At 62.2% G+C, this 16984-nt stretch carries 13 protein-coding genes and 2 pseudogenes; 10 read left to right on the top strand and 5 right to left on the bottom strand.

Annotation, left to right across the window (positions count from 1 at the left end):
* The coding region (locus ACP7AS_RS12910) for an aldehyde dehydrogenase family protein (RefSeq protein ID WP_426029267.1) at positions 1–297 on the top strand (297 nt) is incomplete at its 5' end.
* Positions 298–426: 129 nt separating this feature from the next.
* On the opposite strand, the gene ACP7AS_RS12905 is transcribed toward ACP7AS_RS12910, so the two are convergent.
* Together ACP7AS_RS12905 and ACP7AS_RS12900 are read right to left on the bottom strand one after the other, a co-directional pair.
* Positions 427–765 (bottom strand): MazG nucleotide pyrophosphohydrolase domain-containing protein, encoded by a 339-nt coding sequence (locus ACP7AS_RS12905; RefSeq protein ID WP_426029266.1) that lies wholly within the window; start codon positions 763–765, stop codon positions 427–429.
* Between the two features lie 102 nt (positions 766–867).
* Positions 868–1746 carry a crotonase/enoyl-CoA hydratase family protein gene (locus ACP7AS_RS12900; protein WP_426029265.1) on the bottom strand — a complete coding sequence of 293 codons (879 nt, stop codon included), beginning with the start codon at positions 1744–1746 and terminating at the stop codon, positions 868–870.
* A 279-nt stretch (positions 1747–2025) separates the two neighbouring features.
* On the opposite strand from ACP7AS_RS12900, the gene ACP7AS_RS12895 reads away from it, so the two are divergent.
* Both ACP7AS_RS12895 and ACP7AS_RS12890 read left to right on the top strand, forming a co-directional pair.
* A complete protein-coding gene (locus ACP7AS_RS12895; protein WP_426029264.1) occupies positions 2026–3579 on the top strand; it encodes a M28 family peptidase in 1554 nt (517 codons plus the stop codon).
* A 114-nt stretch (positions 3580–3693) separates the two neighbouring features.
* The gene (locus ACP7AS_RS12890; RefSeq protein ID WP_426029263.1) at positions 3694–4386 is read left to right on the top strand and encodes an IS6 family transposase; all 693 of its coding nucleotides are present in this window, start codon (positions 3694–3696) and stop codon (positions 4384–4386) included.
* 76 nt (positions 4387–4462) lie between these two features.
* On the opposite strand, the gene ACP7AS_RS12885 is transcribed toward ACP7AS_RS12890, so the two are convergent.
* Both ACP7AS_RS12885 and ACP7AS_RS12880 read right to left on the bottom strand, forming a co-directional pair.
* The gene (locus ACP7AS_RS12885; protein WP_426029262.1) at positions 4463–5905 is read right to left on the bottom strand and encodes an ATP-binding protein; all 1443 of its coding nucleotides are present in this window, start codon (positions 5903–5905) and stop codon (positions 4463–4465) included.
* A complete protein-coding gene (locus ACP7AS_RS12880) occupies positions 5902–6591 on the bottom strand; it encodes a response regulator transcription factor (RefSeq protein ID WP_426029261.1) in 690 nt (229 codons plus the stop codon). The genes ACP7AS_RS12885 and ACP7AS_RS12880 overlap by 4 nt, the downstream gene beginning before the upstream one ends.
* A 791-nt stretch (positions 6592–7382) precedes the next feature.
* Here ACP7AS_RS12880 and ACP7AS_RS12875 point away from each other — a divergent pair.
* On the top strand, positions 7383–9122 hold the full coding sequence (locus ACP7AS_RS12875) for a caspase family protein (RefSeq protein ID WP_426029260.1): 1740 nt from the start codon (positions 7383–7385) through the stop codon (positions 9120–9122).
* A gap of 98 nt (positions 9123–9220) precedes the next feature.
* Positions 9221–9571 carry a hypothetical protein gene (locus ACP7AS_RS12870; RefSeq protein ID WP_426029259.1) on the top strand — a complete coding sequence of 117 codons (351 nt, stop codon included), beginning with the start codon at positions 9221–9223 and terminating at the stop codon, positions 9569–9571.
* Here ACP7AS_RS12870 and ACP7AS_RS12865 read toward each other — a convergent pair.
* Complete coding sequence (locus ACP7AS_RS12865) at positions 9549–11132, bottom strand: tetratricopeptide repeat protein (protein ID WP_426029258.1); 1584 nt, start codon at positions 11130–11132, stop codon at positions 9549–9551. The two genes, ACP7AS_RS12870 and ACP7AS_RS12865, sit on opposite strands and share 23 nt — an antisense overlap.
* A gap of 85 nt (positions 11133–11217) precedes the next feature.
* Here ACP7AS_RS12865 and ACP7AS_RS12860 point away from each other — a divergent pair, with 85 nt between their 5' ends.
* The 5 genes and pseudogenes from ACP7AS_RS12860 to ACP7AS_RS12840 all read left to right on the top strand — a co-directional run.
* Complete coding sequence (locus ACP7AS_RS12860) at positions 11218–12819, top strand: CHAT domain-containing protein (RefSeq protein WP_426029257.1); 1602 nt, start codon at positions 11218–11220, stop codon at positions 12817–12819.
* Between the two features lie 209 nt (positions 12820–13028).
* Entirely contained in the window at positions 13029–14987 is a 1959-nt protein-coding gene (locus tag ACP7AS_RS12855; RefSeq protein ID WP_426029256.1) for a tetratricopeptide repeat protein, read from the top strand.
* Between the two features lie 59 nt (positions 14988–15046).
* Complete coding sequence (locus tag ACP7AS_RS12850; RefSeq protein WP_426029255.1) at positions 15047–16060, top strand: hypothetical protein; 1014 nt, start codon at positions 15047–15049, stop codon at positions 16058–16060.
* Positions 16061–16108: 48 nt separating this feature from the next.
* Positions 16109–16789 (top strand): annotated as a pseudogene (locus ACP7AS_RS12845) (IS6 family transposase).
* 54 nt (positions 16790–16843) lie between these two features.
* Positions 16844–16984, top strand: a pseudogene (locus ACP7AS_RS12840) (IS6 family transposase); the annotation flags it as partial.

Below are 16984 nucleotides of genomic sequence, written 5' to 3'. Positions count from 1 at the left end.
CTGCCGTCGAAGCACCAGTACGGCAACGGCGTCGCCATCTTCACCCAGAACGGCCGCGCGGCCCGCGACTTCGCCGCCCGGGTCAATGTCGGCATGGTCGGGATCAACGTCCCGATCCCCGTGCCGGTCGCCTATCACACCTTCGGCGGCTGGAAGCGTTCGGCCTTCGGCGACACCAACCAGCACGGCATGGAAGGCGTGAAATTCTGGACCAAGATCAAGACGGTCACGGCCCGCTGGCCGGATTCGGACCTGGAGCACGCCGACAGTTCCTTCGTCATCCCAACCATGGGGTGAGTTAGCGTTGTCAGTCCGATGACAAGTCGCGCGCGCCTGAGAAGCGCCGGCCCGGCGCGGAAAATCTGTTCGGCGTGTCAGATTTGTTAACCGCGAAGCCAGGTTTGGGATGACAGAGCTCCGGTTAGGTCACCGATCGGCGGGCTGGAACCGGGTATCCAGGCCAACCTTTTCGCTGGTAGCGTTGAACTTCCTAGCGACAGCTGCGTCGAGGTCGATGCCGTACTGCATGGCGATCAGATCCGCGCAGATGATGACGTCGGCAAGTTCATCCGCGAGCTCCCCGACTGTGGCCCGCGAGCCCATGATGCCGTGCCGCTCGCGCTCGAGTTTCTTGATGACGTTGCACGCTTCACCGACTTCGCCGGCCAGCTCGTTGCCGCGATAGGCAGCATCGATCCAGCCCTCTTTGTCCCATTCGCGCTGCCGGGCGACGTTTGCTGCCCTGAGTGTGGTGTGCGTGGTCATTGTCGCTCCTTTACAGCCCCTTGTACGCCAGGAGGGTCCTGTCAGCTAAAATGATCGAAGGCTGGCTTAGCCTCCGGCGCGTCACTCATCGGAGGCAGCCGACTAGCCGTCAGCGAGCCACGCCTCGGCAAACTGCGGCAGTGCTGAAGCCTGTTCGGTGAACTGCGGGGCACGTTTTTCAACAAATGCCTTCACGCCTTCCCGGCCGTCCTTTTGGCTCGTGTAGAACATCGCCAGGGACTCGATCGCATGAGCGGCGGCCGGGTCTGCTCCAGCAGCGTTGCGGCGGAGCATGTGTTTGGTCAGGGCGATCGCCGTCGGCGAACGATCGGTGATCAACTTGCGGGCAAAAGCCTCGGCTTCGGCAAGCAAGGAGTCAGGCTCGTGGATCGAACGGACGAGGCCACCAGCGAGGGCAGCGTCGGCGTCGATCAACTCGGCCGTGAGGCACCACTCCAGCGCCTTTTCGAGGCCCACGAGGCGCGGCAGAAACCACGTCGAACACGCTTCGGGAACTATACCCAGCTTGCCAAAGACGAAACCCATTCGGGCCCTCGTCGACATCATGCGAAAATCCATGGCGAGCGTCATGGTCGCACCTACCCCCACGGCGGCGCCGTTGATGGCAGCAATCACGGGCTTGCGGCATCGATGGATTGCCAGTGTGACGCGCCCCCCGGTATCTCGCACGCCGCTTATAAAATCAGGTTCGTCGAAGCGATCGGCAAAGTCGTCAAGCTTGGGCTGCATCGTCTCGTCCAGACCGAAGACGTTGCCATCCTTTGTGAGTTCCATACCTGCGCAAAACGCGCGTCCGGATCCGGTAACGATGACCACGCCAACGTCGTCATTTCCGCTGGCGTCGTCGAACGCGATCTCGAGTTCGTCCGCCATCGCGGGGGTGAAGGCGTTCAGTTGCTCGGGCCGGTGCAACCGGATCCACAGCACTCGATCCTGTAATTCTAACGAAAGAGTATCCATCAGAACTCTCTAAAAGCGCGTCCGGTTCGAGTCACTGACCGGGATCGCGCAATACACCTTATGCCCAAAAACACTTGGTGAGCGGGCTTTGGCTGTCACCATTGTCGGGCCGGGCACGAGCAGCAGAACCCATTGCTGGACAGGCGAGGGCGCGTGTGGAACCAGAGTACCAACGCCGGAGGTTTTGCCATGGTCTCGATCCGCTCGCACGTTCTCGGAACGGCCCTGGCTATCACTTTGGGTCTTCCGGCATACGCCCAGAGTCCGGAAAGGCCCATCTTGGACCCGGCGGCGATCAAGCGTGATGTCGAGCAACTTTCCAGCGACGCCTTCTTCGGACGCGGCCCGGGCGAGGCGGGCGAGATAGCCACCCTCGATTATCTCGTGTCACAGTTCCGCGCGGCGGGTCTTCAGCCGGGGGGCCAGAACGGCACTTGGTTCCAGGACGTGAGCCTGACTCGCTTTGTGCGCGAGAACGCGACGGCGTCGCTGTCGGTGGGCGGCCGCCGTCTTCCTCTGACGTTGGCGACGGACATCAGCGTCACCTCGATGCATGTGGGCGACAATGTCGTCGAGGATGCTCCCCTTGTGTTCGTTGGTTTCGGTGTGGACGAGCCGACCTTGGGCTATGACCAGTTTGGCGGCATTGACCTCACGGGCAAGGTCGCTGTCTTCCTTATGAACGATCCTGACTATGCTTCTGACCAAGGTCCGTTCAACGGCCGCAACCGCAGTCCCCAAGGCGGAGCCGGGTCCAAGAAGCGCGCCGCCTTTGCGCGCGGTGCCGTCGCGGTGTTGCAAATCCACCAGTTCGAGACGGCCAGTTGGCCGTTCCAACAAATCAGCAACTCCGACCCCGATCCAAAGTTTGTCCGTGGCCCCGCGCCCCAGCGCGGAGCTGACTTGACGGGGACTGTTCGTTGGGAGGTCGCGGTCGACCTGTTCAGACAGGCAGGACTGGATCTGCCGGCCTTGGCGCTTGAAGCTCGCACGCCGGCGTTCCGGCCGGTTGACTTGCCGCAAGCCACGATGAGCGCTGACTTCACCATTGTCGCCTCGCCGATGGTGACCCGGAACGTCATCGCGATGCAGCCGGGCACGACGCGGGCCGACGAGACCGTGATCTACGGTGCCCATTGGGATGCCTACGGGATCGGTCCTGCATATGCGGATGGCGACACCCTGAGGAACGGCGCGGTCGACAACGGGATCGGCAGCGCGACGCTGCTGGAGGTGGCGCGCGCCTATGCGGCTGCTCCCGCGCCCCTCAGGACAGTTTTGTTCATCGGCTACACTTCGGAGGAGGATGGTCTCCTCGGTGCCTACGAGTACGCCAACGCGCCGCTGCGGCCACTGGAAACAACGGCGGCGGTGTTCAATCTTGATCCCCACCTGGCCCTGCCGATGACGCGTTCGCTTGAGCTGATCGGCGCGGGTCGGACGGAGTTGGAGGCCGATTTGGAGCGGGTTGCGGCGACCCAGGGCCTCACGATAGAGGCGGAGCACGATCCGGCTGCCGGATGGTACAGCCGCTCCGACCATCTGACCTTTGCGGAGAAAGGTGTGCCGACCGTCTATTTCCGCGCGGGTTCAGATCTGGTTGTGGGCGGCGTCAACGCCGGCATGGCTATGATCGAACGCTACAACAGCCATGACTATCACCAGCGCAGCGACGAGTTTGATCCGTCGTGGGATCTGGTCGCCGCTGCTCAGGAGGGCACGGTCGCCTATCTGTTGGGACGCGAGATCGCAGACAGTGGTCGCTGGCCTGTCTGGAACGCGGGGACGCCGAACCGGGCGCTGAGAGACGGCAGCGCGGGGTCGCGACCCTAGGTTCCTTTCCCGCCCCTGAAGGGGAAGATCGCTTGTGCGCGTGGGGTGCTGTCAGTCTAACGCTAACTTGTCTCCACTTAGGGCGGCCTAAGCCGCTGACGGGGATGATGTTTCGTGAAGCCGATTTCGTTCAAGCGCCACCGCTTTCCGGCGGACGTGATACGCTATGCCGTGTGGCTGTACTTCAGGTTCAGCCTCAGTTTTCGCGACGTCGAAGAGCTGCTGGCGCAGCGCGGGATCGAGGTCAGCTACGAGACGATCCGGTGCTGGACCATTAAGTTTGGCCCCCTGTTCGCGAGGCGGCTGAAGAAGCGGCGAAGGGCCCCTTCGCCGCGCTGGCACCTGGACGAGATGGTCTGCTGGATCGGCGGCAAGCGGATGTATCTGTGGCGCGCGGTCGACGACGAAGGCGAGGTCCTGGACCTCGTAGTCCAGCGCCGGCGGGACACAGAGGCGGCGCTCAGGCTGCTCCGACGCCTGCTGCACAATCAGCCGGTCGAGCCGGAGATGATCACGACCGACGGCCTCGCATCTTACGGATCCGCTCTGGATCAGCTGGATCTACGTCACCTTCATCGGCCCGGCCGGCTTCGGGAGAACAACCGAGTTGAGAACTCTCACCTGCCGATCCGACGACGAGAACGTCAGCAGCAGCGGTTCAAATCCCAAGCTTCAGCCCAGAGATTTCTCACTACCCACGCGGCGATTTACAACACCTTCAACATTCAACGCCACCTAATCAGCAGAGCCACTCTTCGCCGTTTCCGCGCCGAAGCTGAAGCGGCTTGGGTGACTTCCGTTGCCTGATTTCAGGCCGGGTAGGGCGGCTTTCGACTTCGCGGCGTTAACCTGACAGGCCCCTCGGGCTACCTGGCCAAGCCGTTCACGCCGGACGGGCTGTTGCAACGGGCCCGCATGGTGATTGCTGGGCGAAACTGGGCGAATGTCGTCCTTCGTTGACGCTGAATGACAGGTCAACCCGCAGCCCTTGACCAAAATCCCTCGACCCGAGGGCGAGGTTGGCACCGTGACGACGGGCCACTGCCGCCACAAGCGCGAGCCCCAGACCCAATCCGCCTTTAGTCTCTTGCGGTCCGCGCACCGTTCGCTTCAGAACGGCAGCTCGCTGGTCCACGGAGATTCCGGGTCCCTGATCCTCTATGCGCAAATGTATTTGATCCCCGGTGGTCGTAAGAATGACCGCGATGGCTGATCCGCGAGGAGCGTACTTGATGGCGTTGTCCAGCAGATTAGCCACGAGCCTCACGAGAAGTGAGGTTTCTCCGCGCGTTATGGCGGACTGAGTCCGTATGGCCAGATCGATACCGGCCTCCTCCGCCACGGGCTTATAGAGCTTGACTGCTTCTGCGACGATCACTTCTAGATCGATCTCTACGAAGGCGAGGGTCGAGCCAGCGTCGATTTCTGCGATGTCCAACAATGCATCGAAGGTCGCCAGGATCCGGTCTGTCTCCGCAACGGCTGCCTGCGCCGCTTCGCGGGCCGCGGCGAGGGTCGGGGCCGCGCGTCCCTGCTCCAGAAGCGATCTCAGCCGCGCTATTGGCGTCCTGAGATCATGAGCTGCGCGGTTGGAAACATCCCTCAATCCACCCACCAGATCGTCGATGCGTTCGAACATACCGTTGACAGACCGGGCAAGGGTTCCAAACTCGTCCCGAGACTGCGATCCCGGGGCTCGAACTGCCATGTCGCCAGCTCCAAAGGCTTCGCATGCCCGGTTGATCGCTTCCACGCGACGCACCAGGTGCCGGCCCGCCAAGGGGGCGATGACAAAGGCAACCACGGCACCCAGGGCAAGGGCGAGAAGGCCGACGGCGGCCATGTCGCGCTCTAATCCTGCATCGTCTTGGCTGCGGGCGATCAGGACATACGCCCCCGGTCCCGCCTCGACGCGATCCACCGCACCTGACGACAGCCACCCATGCGTTCGAAGGCGCAGTGTGCGCGCCGACGTAGATTTAATGTCCTGGGGATCGAGATTGCCGAACAGGTGCTGGCCTCGTGCAACGAGAGCATATTGCACCCGATCCTTACCTTGGGCGATGCGCGTTCCGACTATCGCGCGTGCTACTTCAGCGCGCAGCGCCGGCGGTGCGTCATTGAGTTTGTCGGCAAGTTCGTGGCTATCGGCGAACACCAGAGACTGGAGACGTTCCTGGTTTTTTTGGGTGACCAGATGCATCGCCCCGGCAAAGACCATGGCTGAGATCAGCAGGAAGGTGGCGGCATAGGCCAGTGACAGGCGCCTCAGGGCAGAGGCTCCGCGGTTCGGATATTTAGGAGAGGCGCTTGTTGAACCGTTCACGAGCACGACTTGGAATAAATGACGAAGCCTTGGCCCCGCAAAGTCTCGATGACTGGTCTGCCGGCAACGGCTTGAATCTTTGCCCGCAGGCGCGAAAGGTTAACGTCGATGACGTTGATCTGTGGCGGAATCCGGTACTCTGGCCAGCAGGCGTCCCACATCATCGCTCTGGAAACGACCAGGTCATGATTGGCGGCCAGGAAGCCAATGATGTCGAACTCTTTGGGAGACACGTCGATGTATTGATCGGCCCAGTGCACTGTGCGCGCCTTGATGCGCACCTCGAGGTCTCCGACGATAAGTATTTCCGGATGACCGCGGGGGGAACTTCGACGCAGCAGGGCCCTCAAACGGGCGACGAGTTCCTCGGGCTCGAACGGCTTCACCAGATAGTCGTCAGCTCCTGCCTCCAAGCCCTCGACCCGGCTCCGGGTTGCGCCCAGATTGGACAGAACCAGCGCAGGAGTCCGGACCTCCAGTGCCCTCAGCCTCTGCAGGGTGATTAAGCCGTCGTCTTCCCCCACCATCCGGTCGAGGATGAGCACGTCAAACGGTCTTGCCGCGGCGGCGGCTAAGGCACCGCTCACGGTGGTTACGAGGACCAGTTCGAGCTCCGGCCATTCTGACAGGGCCGCGGCTACTCTCGAGGCTGCTTCCGCATCGTCTTCCAGCAGCAAGAATCGCATGATCGGCCCCCTCAGCCAGCCTAACGCCTTTGACTACGGCACCGGCTGACATTGCTCGTAAGTTGCGATGAGCGTTCACTTGGGTGCAAGTGGCGCAATGCTCCCGCGCTTGATCTTGATCATAACCTTTGGTGTCGCTCTGTTCGCGGGGACAGCCCATGCCCAGGTCTTGGAGATGGATGTGCCGGAGCCGGGCCCGGACGCCGCAGAGGTCGTCGCACCTTTCGAAGCCTTAGAGCTTTCCGCCCGCCTTGCCCGCCTTGGTGAGGAGGCGGGAGATCCTTGGCTTCTTGCGACCGCTGCGCGCATCCGAATGTCACGGTCGGTTCGGCTCGGTACCCTGACTGCCGAGAGCGCCCCGGAGCCTATACCGGGGACGCAGCCCAGCGTGCCAGTGACATCGGCCGAAGTTTGGCCCGACGCCGCTCGTGGCTGGCTCGATGAGGCCGAACGTCTCGCGGAGGACGACCCAGCTGTCTTGTCGTATGTCGCCACTATTCGTGCCCTCGAATTCAAGGGCAGGGCCGGAGGGCCTCTCGTCTCCTTATCGAGACTGGGCGGGGGCCAGCGCCAAAGCTTTGCCGAGCGGTTCGTACCGGGCCGGCCGGCAGTGGTTTATGTGGAGGGCGACGGCGATGCTGCCCTCGGCGTAACGGTAACCACTCAAGGGCGCACGGTATGCCAGAACCTGGCACCCGGAGACGTGAAGCTTTGCACCTGGACCGCGACTGCTCCGGGTGACTACCTCGTAGAGGTGCGAAACCTCGGAAAGGCGACCAATCGCTACGCCTATGGCACCAATTAGGCCGTCCCTAGCGCTTCTGGCCGCCATTGCTGGTCTGGTCGCGCCTGGTGCTGCCAATGCAGAGACGCGGGCTGTTCTAATCGGGGTAGGATCCTACACCGGCCTTCCGGCTGAGTACCGTATGACTGCCCCGTCTATTGACACTCGCCTGCTTACCTCTGCCCTGATTGCGGCAGGTCTCGACCAGTCCGCAGTTATGACACTCTCAGACGGCGACGCGAACAGCGGCACCCGGACTGCGATCTTGGCCGCGCTTTCTACGCTCGAGGCTCAGGCGTCTTCTGGAGACAGAGTACTACTCTACTTCTCCGGCCACGGCGGACAGCGCGCCGCGACATATGCTGCGCGCGAGCCGGACGGACTCGAGGAGGTGTGGTTGGCCTCCGATACGAGAGTCTCTCACGGAGGACAGCTTGAGGGAGGCTATGTCGCTGACCATGAGATACTGGGTGTTGTTGACCGGCTGACTCGGAAAGGCGCGAACGTTTGGCTGGTGGTCGATGCCTGCTACGCTGCCGGTGTGACCAGGGGCGGTGAGAGCGACGCGGGCTTGCACGTCAAAACGGTGCCAAGCGGTGATCGTCGCGATTTGACGGCCGTGGTCGATCCAGGATTTCTGGATTTACCTGCGCCCTCGGCCGGACTGGCCCGCCGAGGGCAGTTCACCGCGTTCTATGCTTCCGGGGCAGGTAGCCTCGCCTTGGCGAGCGATGACGGCTCGGTCTTCACCAAGGCGTTAGTCCGTGCGATCGACTCAGGCCGGACCGACACCCTTCGCGATCTCGCCGCAGCCGTCCTTTCGGTCGATGCCCATCTGGGGCAGTCTGCCCCTCGTCCAGTTTTCGAAGGTGATCTGGACCAACCGGTACTTAACCTCACGCGCCCGGGGCCCCGACGATTTGGGCTCCGGCGGATCCGAGACGCGGTCTATCTGTCCGCCGGTGGGGAGGAGGGTGTGCAGGTCGGAGACAGCATCCAGCTTGAGGACGCGGAGGGACAGCCTCGCGGCGAGGTTACTGTTGTTGAAACGGGGCTTGGGCGGTCTCGACTGGCCGAAGGCGTGCCGGAGGCAGCGACGGCGGCTCGGCTGGTCGCCGGACGTCGAGCGGCGCGGTCTCCGGCTGGCCGAGTGCTGGCCGCCATCGAGAGTATCGGTGGACGATGGTCGCGCGAAACTCTTGATGTTACGGCCCGCCTTGAGCGACCCGAGGCTGCCCGATGCGAAGAGCCGGTCGACCCCGAGAAACCAGGTTCGACATCGGTTGTGGTCTCCCTCGCCGCCCTTCCAGTTCTTCGGACCTGCGACCGGCTGTTCATACGGCTCGAGAACCTTGGGCCCACTCCGCTCGACGTGAGCGTTCTATATCTTGCGGCTGATGGGACCGTGACGGGCCCTAGCCTGCATCCTTTAGACGAGGTCAGGATAAGGCCGGGTGACCATCGTGACGTGGCTTTCAGGATGGTCGGTGAATCTTCTGACGTAACCGAACGACTGGCATTGATCGCCGTGCCGGCGGCCTCTCGCTTCCCCCTCGACTTGCGATATCTCGCCGGTTCGACCAGCGCGGCAGAGTCACCAGACAGGGGGGCGGACTGGTCTTGGTGGGCGGACACCCTTCAACCCGAGCAAGCTCACAGAGGGCATGAGGGTCCTGCTCCCCAAGCGGTGGCAGTGGCTGTGGCGTTTCCAGTCAGGGTCGCTTCTATGACAGAAAAAGTCAGATAGACCGGTCGACCTTACGAGAACGGTAAGTGGGATCGGATGCCGTTGGCGATCACAACTCCCTTCATCGGCGTCATCCGGCGCTGCATGGGAGCCCCGAAATGATCACTCGAAAGACTTTTGCACGAGCCCTCGGCATCACCGCCGCACTCGCGACCCTGGGTATGGCCGTGGCCGCCCCTGCCATGGCAGCCAACGATCGCCGCGTGCGCATCATAAACGACACCAACGTTACCATGACCCAATTCTTTGCCTCCAGCGAGGACACCGATAGCTGGGAGGAGGACATGCTGGGACGCAATGTCCTTCGGGCTGGTACCTCAGTTGTGGCAAACATCGATGACGGTACCGGCCAGTGCTACTTTGACTTCAAAGCGGTCTTCGCGGACGGTGACGTCCTCGTACGCGAACACATAAACGTCTGTGCTATCACCGAGTATCGTTACCGCTAGGCACAGCAGCCGAATGGGCGGATCGCCACTCAACTTCGATGCGGTTGAGCAGGGCGGTCCGCGCCATTGGTCGGATACCGCCCACCGTCTGACCTGATCGGGCTGAACTGACCAGCAAATCCTTCGCACCGTCGGATGTCTCGCGGGCAAGGGCCTCGAGTTCGCTAGACAACGGGCCGGGCGTCGACAGCGCCAGGCCGATCCGCGCATTGCCGACCGTGATGCGTGTCGGTGCTGCGAGCGGACGGGCCTTCGCCAGTGTGACGGCTCGGTCAAGGCGCTCACGGGCTTCGGTTGCGCGGCCTTCGGCTTCATCGAGACGCGCCAGAATCAGAAGAGCCCCGGATGCGGCAGGAGCACGGGGCGCAATCCGGTCGAACAGGACCAAGGCGTCCGCGGCCGCCAAGCGTGCGCGATCTATCTCATCTGCGGCCTCCAGCGCGGTTGCCAGCTGGACGAGTAAGGCGGCGCGGCCCTGCGAGCCGGACACAGCGTCATCAAGGTCGGCAATTGCAGTCTCTGTATACGCGATGGCCCCCTGCGGATTGTTCTGCGCCAGATCGAGGTCTGCAAGCTTTCCCAGTGCTGCGGTGGCCGTGCGGCGGCCGGTCGGGCCGCCTTCATGGTAGAGCGCCACAGCCTGCTCCAGCAGCGGGCGCGCCAGCTCCGATCGCCCGGTATCGACGTAAAGAGATGCGAGGCTGGACAATGCGTTTGCGCGCAGCGACGGCTGGGGCGATTGCTCGGCGTCGATCAGCGCAAGCTGTTCGCGTAAACTGGCCTCGGCCTCGGCAAAGCGGCCCGCGCGCTGCTGCGCCGCTGCCAAGGCGTTAAGTACCCCGATCAAAGTGGGGTCATTCGGCTCTGACGATTCTCGCTGCAAGGCGAGGGCGGTTTCGCTATCAGCCAACGCCTCGACCAGCCGGCCCTCGTTGAGCAGTAGAGCATTCAAGTAGTTGTAGACCATCGGCCGATAGCCCCGCCCTGTCGCGTCAGCTGCGCCGAGTTCGGCTATCGCGCTGCGATAACTCGCCTCGGCCTCTGCCCTCCGATCCTGGGCTTGCTGGGCCATGCCGAGGACCGCGATTCCCATACCGACGTCGGTGCGGAGAGCAGGGGTCTGGGGCGCTCGGCGAAGTCCGGCGATGGCTGGCTCGATCACGCCTTGAGCCTCTGCCGCCCGTCCCGCCATTACGGAGTGCACCGCAATCTGAAGACGAAGATTGTGCAGTTTGGGATCGTCGGAAGTTAGATGAGCCTCTCGAAGATCGAGCGCCGCCAAACAATCGGAGATATCCGGTTCTGAACGGCCGGCTGCAGCATCACAGCGGACTACGAGGGCGTCGGAAAGCAGCACGGGGTCGCCGGGATTCAATGCTCTGGCCGATGCGATCGCCCGGTCAGCTGCGGCGAAGGCGTCGTCCAATCGCCCGCTTTCTCGGGCCTGTGTCGCCGCCTGTATTTCCGCCTCGATGACTGAGCGGGCAGAGGGTTCAACGGGTCCCACAACTGTTGCCGGCACCTGGAGGGTGATAACAAAAAAAGCCGTCAATAGCGCCATTTGCGTGCCATCCTCCTGCTACTCATTGGCACTCGTCAGACGCCGTCATGTCAAGCATGATCGATTCTCATTTGAGAGGTGGCAGGTGTCAAAGTACGTTGTAGCGTTGGTGGCATTCATTTTCGCGCTGACCCCATTCGTCTTACCCGGGCCGGCAAATGCGAAGGCGGTCCGTGACCCGTCGGCGGCCGAAGAAGCGTCGTTTCAGAGCGCCCAGCTTGCGGTTGCGCCCGGCGCAGCATCTGCATTGGCGGACGGCGCGGCTCGGGTCGCAGCCTCCGACCCGGCGTTGCTAGCGCTGTTCGATGCCAGTCGCCGCGCAGACGAAGAGCGGCGGGCTCTCGAGACCGTTCTGGCAACACTCAGGGCTCAGGGTGAGCCGGCGCGCGTCCGCGCGGGCGGCGTCGCGATCGATCTTGAACGGGCAGTTGCCGAGGCTGGAGAGAAGCGGGCGCGTCTTGTTGCGGCTTATCCGCGTTTCGTCGCGCTCGTGGATCCCGATCCCCTGTCAATTTCCGACGTCCGCGCTCTTCTAAAACCGCGCGAGGCGCTCGTCCTAATCTTACCGACCGAGCGCGGCACATATGTTTGGGCGGTAACAACCGAGACCTCCCGGTGGTCGCGTGCCGACGTCAGCGCCACTGAGGTCTCTGGCTTGGCGGACGCCGTAATGCGCAGCCTCGTCGTCTCTTCAGGTCGTGGAGCCGTTGACGCCGCCCGGCGGTCTGGGCGCGCCGGTCGCGGTTTTGCGAGAGATGCGGCCTTCCGCCTTTACCAGGCGCTGTGGTCACCGATCGCTGCTGATCTCGCCGGGACCGACACGGTCTACGTGGTTGCCGATGGCCCATTGAGGTCCGTTCCCCCCGGCGTCCTTGTTACGGCCCCACCCCAAGGTCGCGACGACGATCCGATTGCCCTTCGCGCTACCCCATGGCTCCAACGCCGCCACAGCTTCGCGCTGTTGCCCGCCGTGGCCAATCTGCGGGTTCTCGAAAATAACACCCAAGGCAGGCGGAGGGGCTTTGCAGGATTTGGTGACGCAAACACGGAAGGCTATCCGAACGGATCCATTTCCAAGTCTCTGCCGTCGTTGCCGCAGACGCGTGGCGAACTTCGACAACTGGCCAGGACACTTGGAGGCAGTCGGGGATCAGTCCGTCTCGGCGACGCTGCGACCGAACATGCCCTGAAGTCGGCTGAGCTCGATGATGTATCGGTACTGGCTCTCGCGACCCATGCTCTTGTCCCAATCAACAATCTGGGCATGCCGACCGGGGAGGCAGCGCTTGTATTCACTCCGCCCGCAGCAGTGTCTGGCGATGACGACGGACTGCTGACGACGACAGAGGCTGCTCGTCTTCGTCTCAATGCCGACCTGGTAATCCTCAGTGCGTGCGATACGGGGCTCGACGATCCCGATGCTATCGGCATCGACAGCTTGTCACGAGCCTTCTTCCATGCGGGCGCACGCGCCCTGCTGGTGTCCAACTGGCGTATTCGAGACGATGTTGCGGCGCGCCTGTCGACGCGGGCCATACAAATCGCTGTGCACGACCGGGTCAGCCTCGCCGAGGCGCTCCGGCGATCCGCCCTCCAGATGATGGATGATCAGTCAGACCCTGGCCTGGCGCACCCCTCGAACTGGGCAGCTTTCAGCTTGCTCGGTAACGGACGAGGCACGCTCTGAGTTTCGCAAGCAGCAACCGCCTTCTGCAAACAGGTGACAGAGGGCAGGGTGCCACCCAGCCGCATCTCCAGTCTGTTGCGCCTCGCAAACGTTCCACCAAGGTCCCCAAGCTCACTAATTATTCGCTATCGTTCGGCCTGACAGCGTTCGTCAGACGACAGCGGCCGACGTTGGCTTCATCTTGTCAGAGTTGATTTAGGAACGCCGTCATGAAGGCATCTTTGCTGCTCGCCTGTTCAGCTTTGGGCCTGTCGTTGGCGGGCGCCGTCTGGGCAGATCCGCAAACAGACGAGGCAAACCGCCAACGTCAAATGGCCGGCATGCAGGCTGAGGCGGCGCGCAATGACAGGATTAGCGCCGACCGCAGTCTGGCGCAGCAGCGCGCGACGCAGGAGGGCTCGCGAGCGTCCTCTAGCGGCGGAACACCTTCGCCGACCAGCGGGTCGTCAGGCGGATCCAGCGGCTTGGGGGCATCGGGCGGCTATACCGATAACGGACCGCAGAGCGTGGTTGACAGCTACACCATCGTCATTCGCACGCAGGAGACGCCACAACAGATGATGGCGCGACTGGGCCAAGAGGCGGCGCAGGGCGATACGGGCGCGCAGTATAACCTCGGCCGCATCTACTACACCGGCTTCAATGACGCGCCGCGCGACGACGCTAAAGCGCGAGACTACTTCCGTCAGGCTGCGCAGGCAGGTCACGCGGCGAGCCAAGCAAACTACGGATACTTCCTGACCGAGGGTATCGGCGGTTCGCGCGATGCATCCGAGGGCGTCCGTTGGCTGAAAACTGCGGCTGACGCCGGCAACAGCTTCGGCCAGGCGCAATATGGAATGTCGCTGGTCCTCACCGATGCCGCCGAGGCGGCGCGCTTTCTGATCCAGGCTGCAAACGCCGGCGAGGTTGCGGCCCAAGCCATGATGGGCACCTTCTATGCAATGGGTGAGGGCGTTGCTCGGGACGATGCGCTTGCTGTGCGATTCCTCAAGGCTGCTTCGGATCAAGGAGAGGCCGGATCGACGGGGCTGCTGGCCGGAATGTATTTGACGAACAGGGGCGGTACGGAAGCCGAAGGAGTTGAGCTGCTCCGCCAAGCCGCCGAGGCGGGAGATCCTGCGAGTCAGATGAACTACGGATTGTTGTTGGTTCAAGGCAACCTCGTCGCCAAGGACGAGTTGGCGGGTGCCGCGCTTGTGCGTCGAGCCGCTTATTCCGGTAACAATCCAGCCCGAAGTCTCCTGGGTGACCTTTACAACGAGGGCCTTGGCGTTCCGGAGGAAGGCATCGATGCCATATTTTGGTGGAACCTCGCTGCTCAGGAAGGTGACGAGTCCGCCATTGCCAGGATGGCTCAGGTCCGCGCAGGCGGCAATGAAGTGGGTCGTAGCCCCACCGAGGGGACTGGCCCCGTCGCTTCTGGTGGCAGTTCTGTCTCAAGCGGCACGAGAGACCAGCCGGTAGTCCGCCCCAATGACGCCCCATCTCCAACGCCTGCCGGGACTATCATTCAAGGTGAGCTGAGCAACATTGACGCCAAGCTCCAGGATGGAAGCTTTTATGACTGTCACGCCATCCAAACTTCGGCGGGGACATCCTACAGGGCTGTGATGCGCTCGGACGCCTTCGACACCTTTTTGAGTGTTGGCGGTGGCGACTGCGCTGGCACGGCCGCGATCTCAGACGATGATGGTGCCGGCGGGACAAACTCCGCGGTCAATTTCACAGGTGACGGCCGACGGTGGTTCTTAAGGGCAAACAGCTTAAGTCCTGACGTCAGAGGAGCGTATACGCTTGAGATCGCTGAAATGGCCCAGCTTTCGATGCTGGTTCCTGGTCAGGCGGCCAGCGGCGAACTGGCAATCACCGATTCAAAGCTGTCGGACGGCAGCTTCTATGACTGCTACCCAGTGCAGACGTCGCGCGGCACATCATATCAGGTCGTAATGCGATCGTCGGACTTTGACGCCTATCTGAGTGCGGGCTCTGGTCAGTGCTCAGGTTCTGCCAGCGTGTCTGACGATGATGGCGCAGGCGGTACAAACTCATCGCTCGCCTTCACGGGAGATGGTCAGACCTGGTTTGTGCGCACTAACAGCGTAGAAGGCAACGTGGTCGGCACTTACACTGTTGATTTGAGCGAACGATCACGAAACAAACAATAATACAGCGCTCTCAGTTCTATAACGTCTCATTTTAGAAGGAATATGATCCGGTGTCGCGAATGTTTGCCGTCGGTCTGGCTGCTGTTTCCTTGATCTCGGCCGGTGCCGCGGCTGCGACGTCCCAGCGGACGGAGCCCGATCAGCCAAACCCTCGCGAAGCGCTCGAGTGGATGGTGCTCAACGAGATAAACAGTGCCTATTTCCGCCGTGAGGAGCCGATGAACCGTCCGGCTCTCGTCAAACACGTGCCGGAAGGCGTCATCAAACAGGTCGATATCTCGCACGACGGGCTGGCTGACTGGCTCGTCGACTATACAGATTCCGGCTTGGTCTACTGCGGTACGGGCGGATGTCTGCGTAGCCTGTACGTAAGCCTGCCCGACGGTACTTATGTGCTCGCTTTCAACGATCAGAGTATCGATTTTGCCATCGCTCCACGCAACGACGAGACTGTCATCGACATGGCGGTCCATCGGGTGATGTGCTGGCCACTGAACGATGACTGTGCCTACAGTTTTGCTTGGGATCCTGATCTACAGCGACTGGTTGAGCGCCCTAATATTCGTAATCAGACGCTCATCAGTTCTTCATTCGGCATCTTGGCACTTCCGGAAGAAGACGCGCCCCAGGTACCGGATAGGGCACCAAGTGAACTACAGGCTCTCTGGCGCAAAACGGCAGATGCATGCCCGTCGACCGTCAGCGAGGGGTCTTTCAACATAGTCCACGCCAAAATCGACAGCATTCCAGACCTCGACGGGGATGGAGTGCGGGACTGGCAATACATCGAAGCTAACGATTGCGATCGCGGTGACGGGACGATCGGAGAAGCCAAATCGTTTATGATCTACCTTGAACGGACTAACGGGGAGGCAGTCCTCGCGTTCACTTCTCAGCCAGGCGAGCAGCCAGTCTACGACATCGCGACCAAACCTGCTGGGCTAATTAGCACTCCTGACTGCGAGTTCGCCCAGCTCTGCCGCAACGAGCGCCTTAAGTGGGACGCTGTTTCAACGCGCTTTATTCGAGTTGGCACGGAAGGCGCTGGCCCGGTGCTGTCAGGCAAACGCTAAAAGGTCTCCGGCAAAGTCGGCGTAAGCCGCTGTCGGGGATGGGTTATCGTGAAGTCGATTTCGTTTAAGCGCCACCGGTTTCCGGCGGACGTAATCCGCCACGCCGTGTGGCTGTACTTTTGGTTCAGCCTTAGTTTTCGGGACGTCGAGGAGCTTCTGGCGCAGCGGGGGATCGAGGTCAGCTACGAAACGATCCGGTGCTGGACCATCAAGTTTGGCCCCCTGATCGCCAAGCGGCTGAAGAAGCGGCGGGGGGCCCCGTCGCCGCGCTGGCACTTGGACGAGATGGTCTGCTGGATCGGCGGCAAGCGGATGTACCTTTGGCGGGCGGTCGACGACGAAGGCGAAGTTCTGGACCTTGTGGTCCAGCGCCGGCGGGACACAGAGGCGGCTCTCAGACTTTTGAAGCGCCTCCTGCACAACCAGCCGGTCGAGCCGGAGACGATCACCACAGACGGCCTGCTGTCCTACGGCGCGGCGCTCGACCGGCTGGATCTACGCCATCTTCATTGACCAGGCCGGCTTCGGGAGAACAATCGAGTGGAGAACTCGCACCTGCCGATCCGACGACGGGAGCGCCAGCAGCAGCGGTTCAAATCCCAAGCCTCAGCCCAAAGATTTCTCACCACCCACGCGGCGATCTACAACACCTTCAACACACAGCGCCATCTGATCAGCAGACCTACCCTCCGGCGTTTCCGCGCCGACGCGGCGGTGCTGTCAGTTTAATGCGAACTTGTCTCCACTCAGGGCGGGTTAAAACGCTGACGGGGATGGAAATTTGTGAAGCCGATCTCGTTCAAGCGCCACCGGTTCCCGTCGGATGTCATCCGCCACACGGTGTGGCTCTATTTCCGTTTCAGTCTCAGTTTTCGGGACGTCGAGGAACTCTTGGCCCAGCGCGGGATCGAGGTCAGCTATGAG

The sequence above is a fragment of the Brevundimonas sp. TWP2-3-4b2 genome (assembly GCF_049897345.1).
In the GTDB taxonomy this organism is placed as follows: domain Bacteria; phylum Pseudomonadota; class Alphaproteobacteria; order Caulobacterales; family Caulobacteraceae; genus Brevundimonas.
Note: the sequence above shows the minus strand (reverse complement) of the source record. Positions and strands in the feature narration are given on the sequence as shown.

Bases quoted from the DNA above. Each gene is read 5' to 3' on its own strand.
- ACP7AS_RS12880 (WP_426029261.1), bottom strand. From the start codon at position 6,591: ATGCGATTCTTGCTGCTGGAAGACGATGCGGAAGCAGCCTCGAGAGTA.
- ACP7AS_RS12865 (WP_426029258.1), bottom strand. From the start codon at position 11,132: ATGGCGCTATTGACGGCTTTTTTTGTTATCACCCTCCAGGTGCCGGCA.
- ACP7AS_RS12875 (WP_426029260.1), top strand. From the start codon at position 7,383: ATGGCACCAATTAGGCCGTCCCTAGCGCTTCTGGCCGCCATTGCTGGT.
- ACP7AS_RS12855 (WP_426029256.1), top strand. From the start codon at position 13,029: ATGAAGGCATCTTTGCTGCTCGCCTGTTCAGCTTTGGGCCTGTCGTTG.
- ACP7AS_RS12900 (WP_426029265.1), bottom strand. From the start codon at position 1,746: ATGGATACTCTTTCGTTAGAATTACAGGATCGAGTGCTGTGGATCCGG.
- ACP7AS_RS12905 (WP_426029266.1), bottom strand. From the start codon at position 765: ATGACCACGCACACCACACTCAGGGCAGCAAACGTCGCCCGGCAGCGC.
- ACP7AS_RS12870 (WP_426029259.1), top strand. From the start codon at position 9,221: ATGATCACTCGAAAGACTTTTGCACGAGCCCTCGGCATCACCGCCGCA.
- ACP7AS_RS12850 (WP_426029255.1), top strand. From the start codon at position 15,047: ATGTTTGCCGTCGGTCTGGCTGCTGTTTCCTTGATCTCGGCCGGTGCC.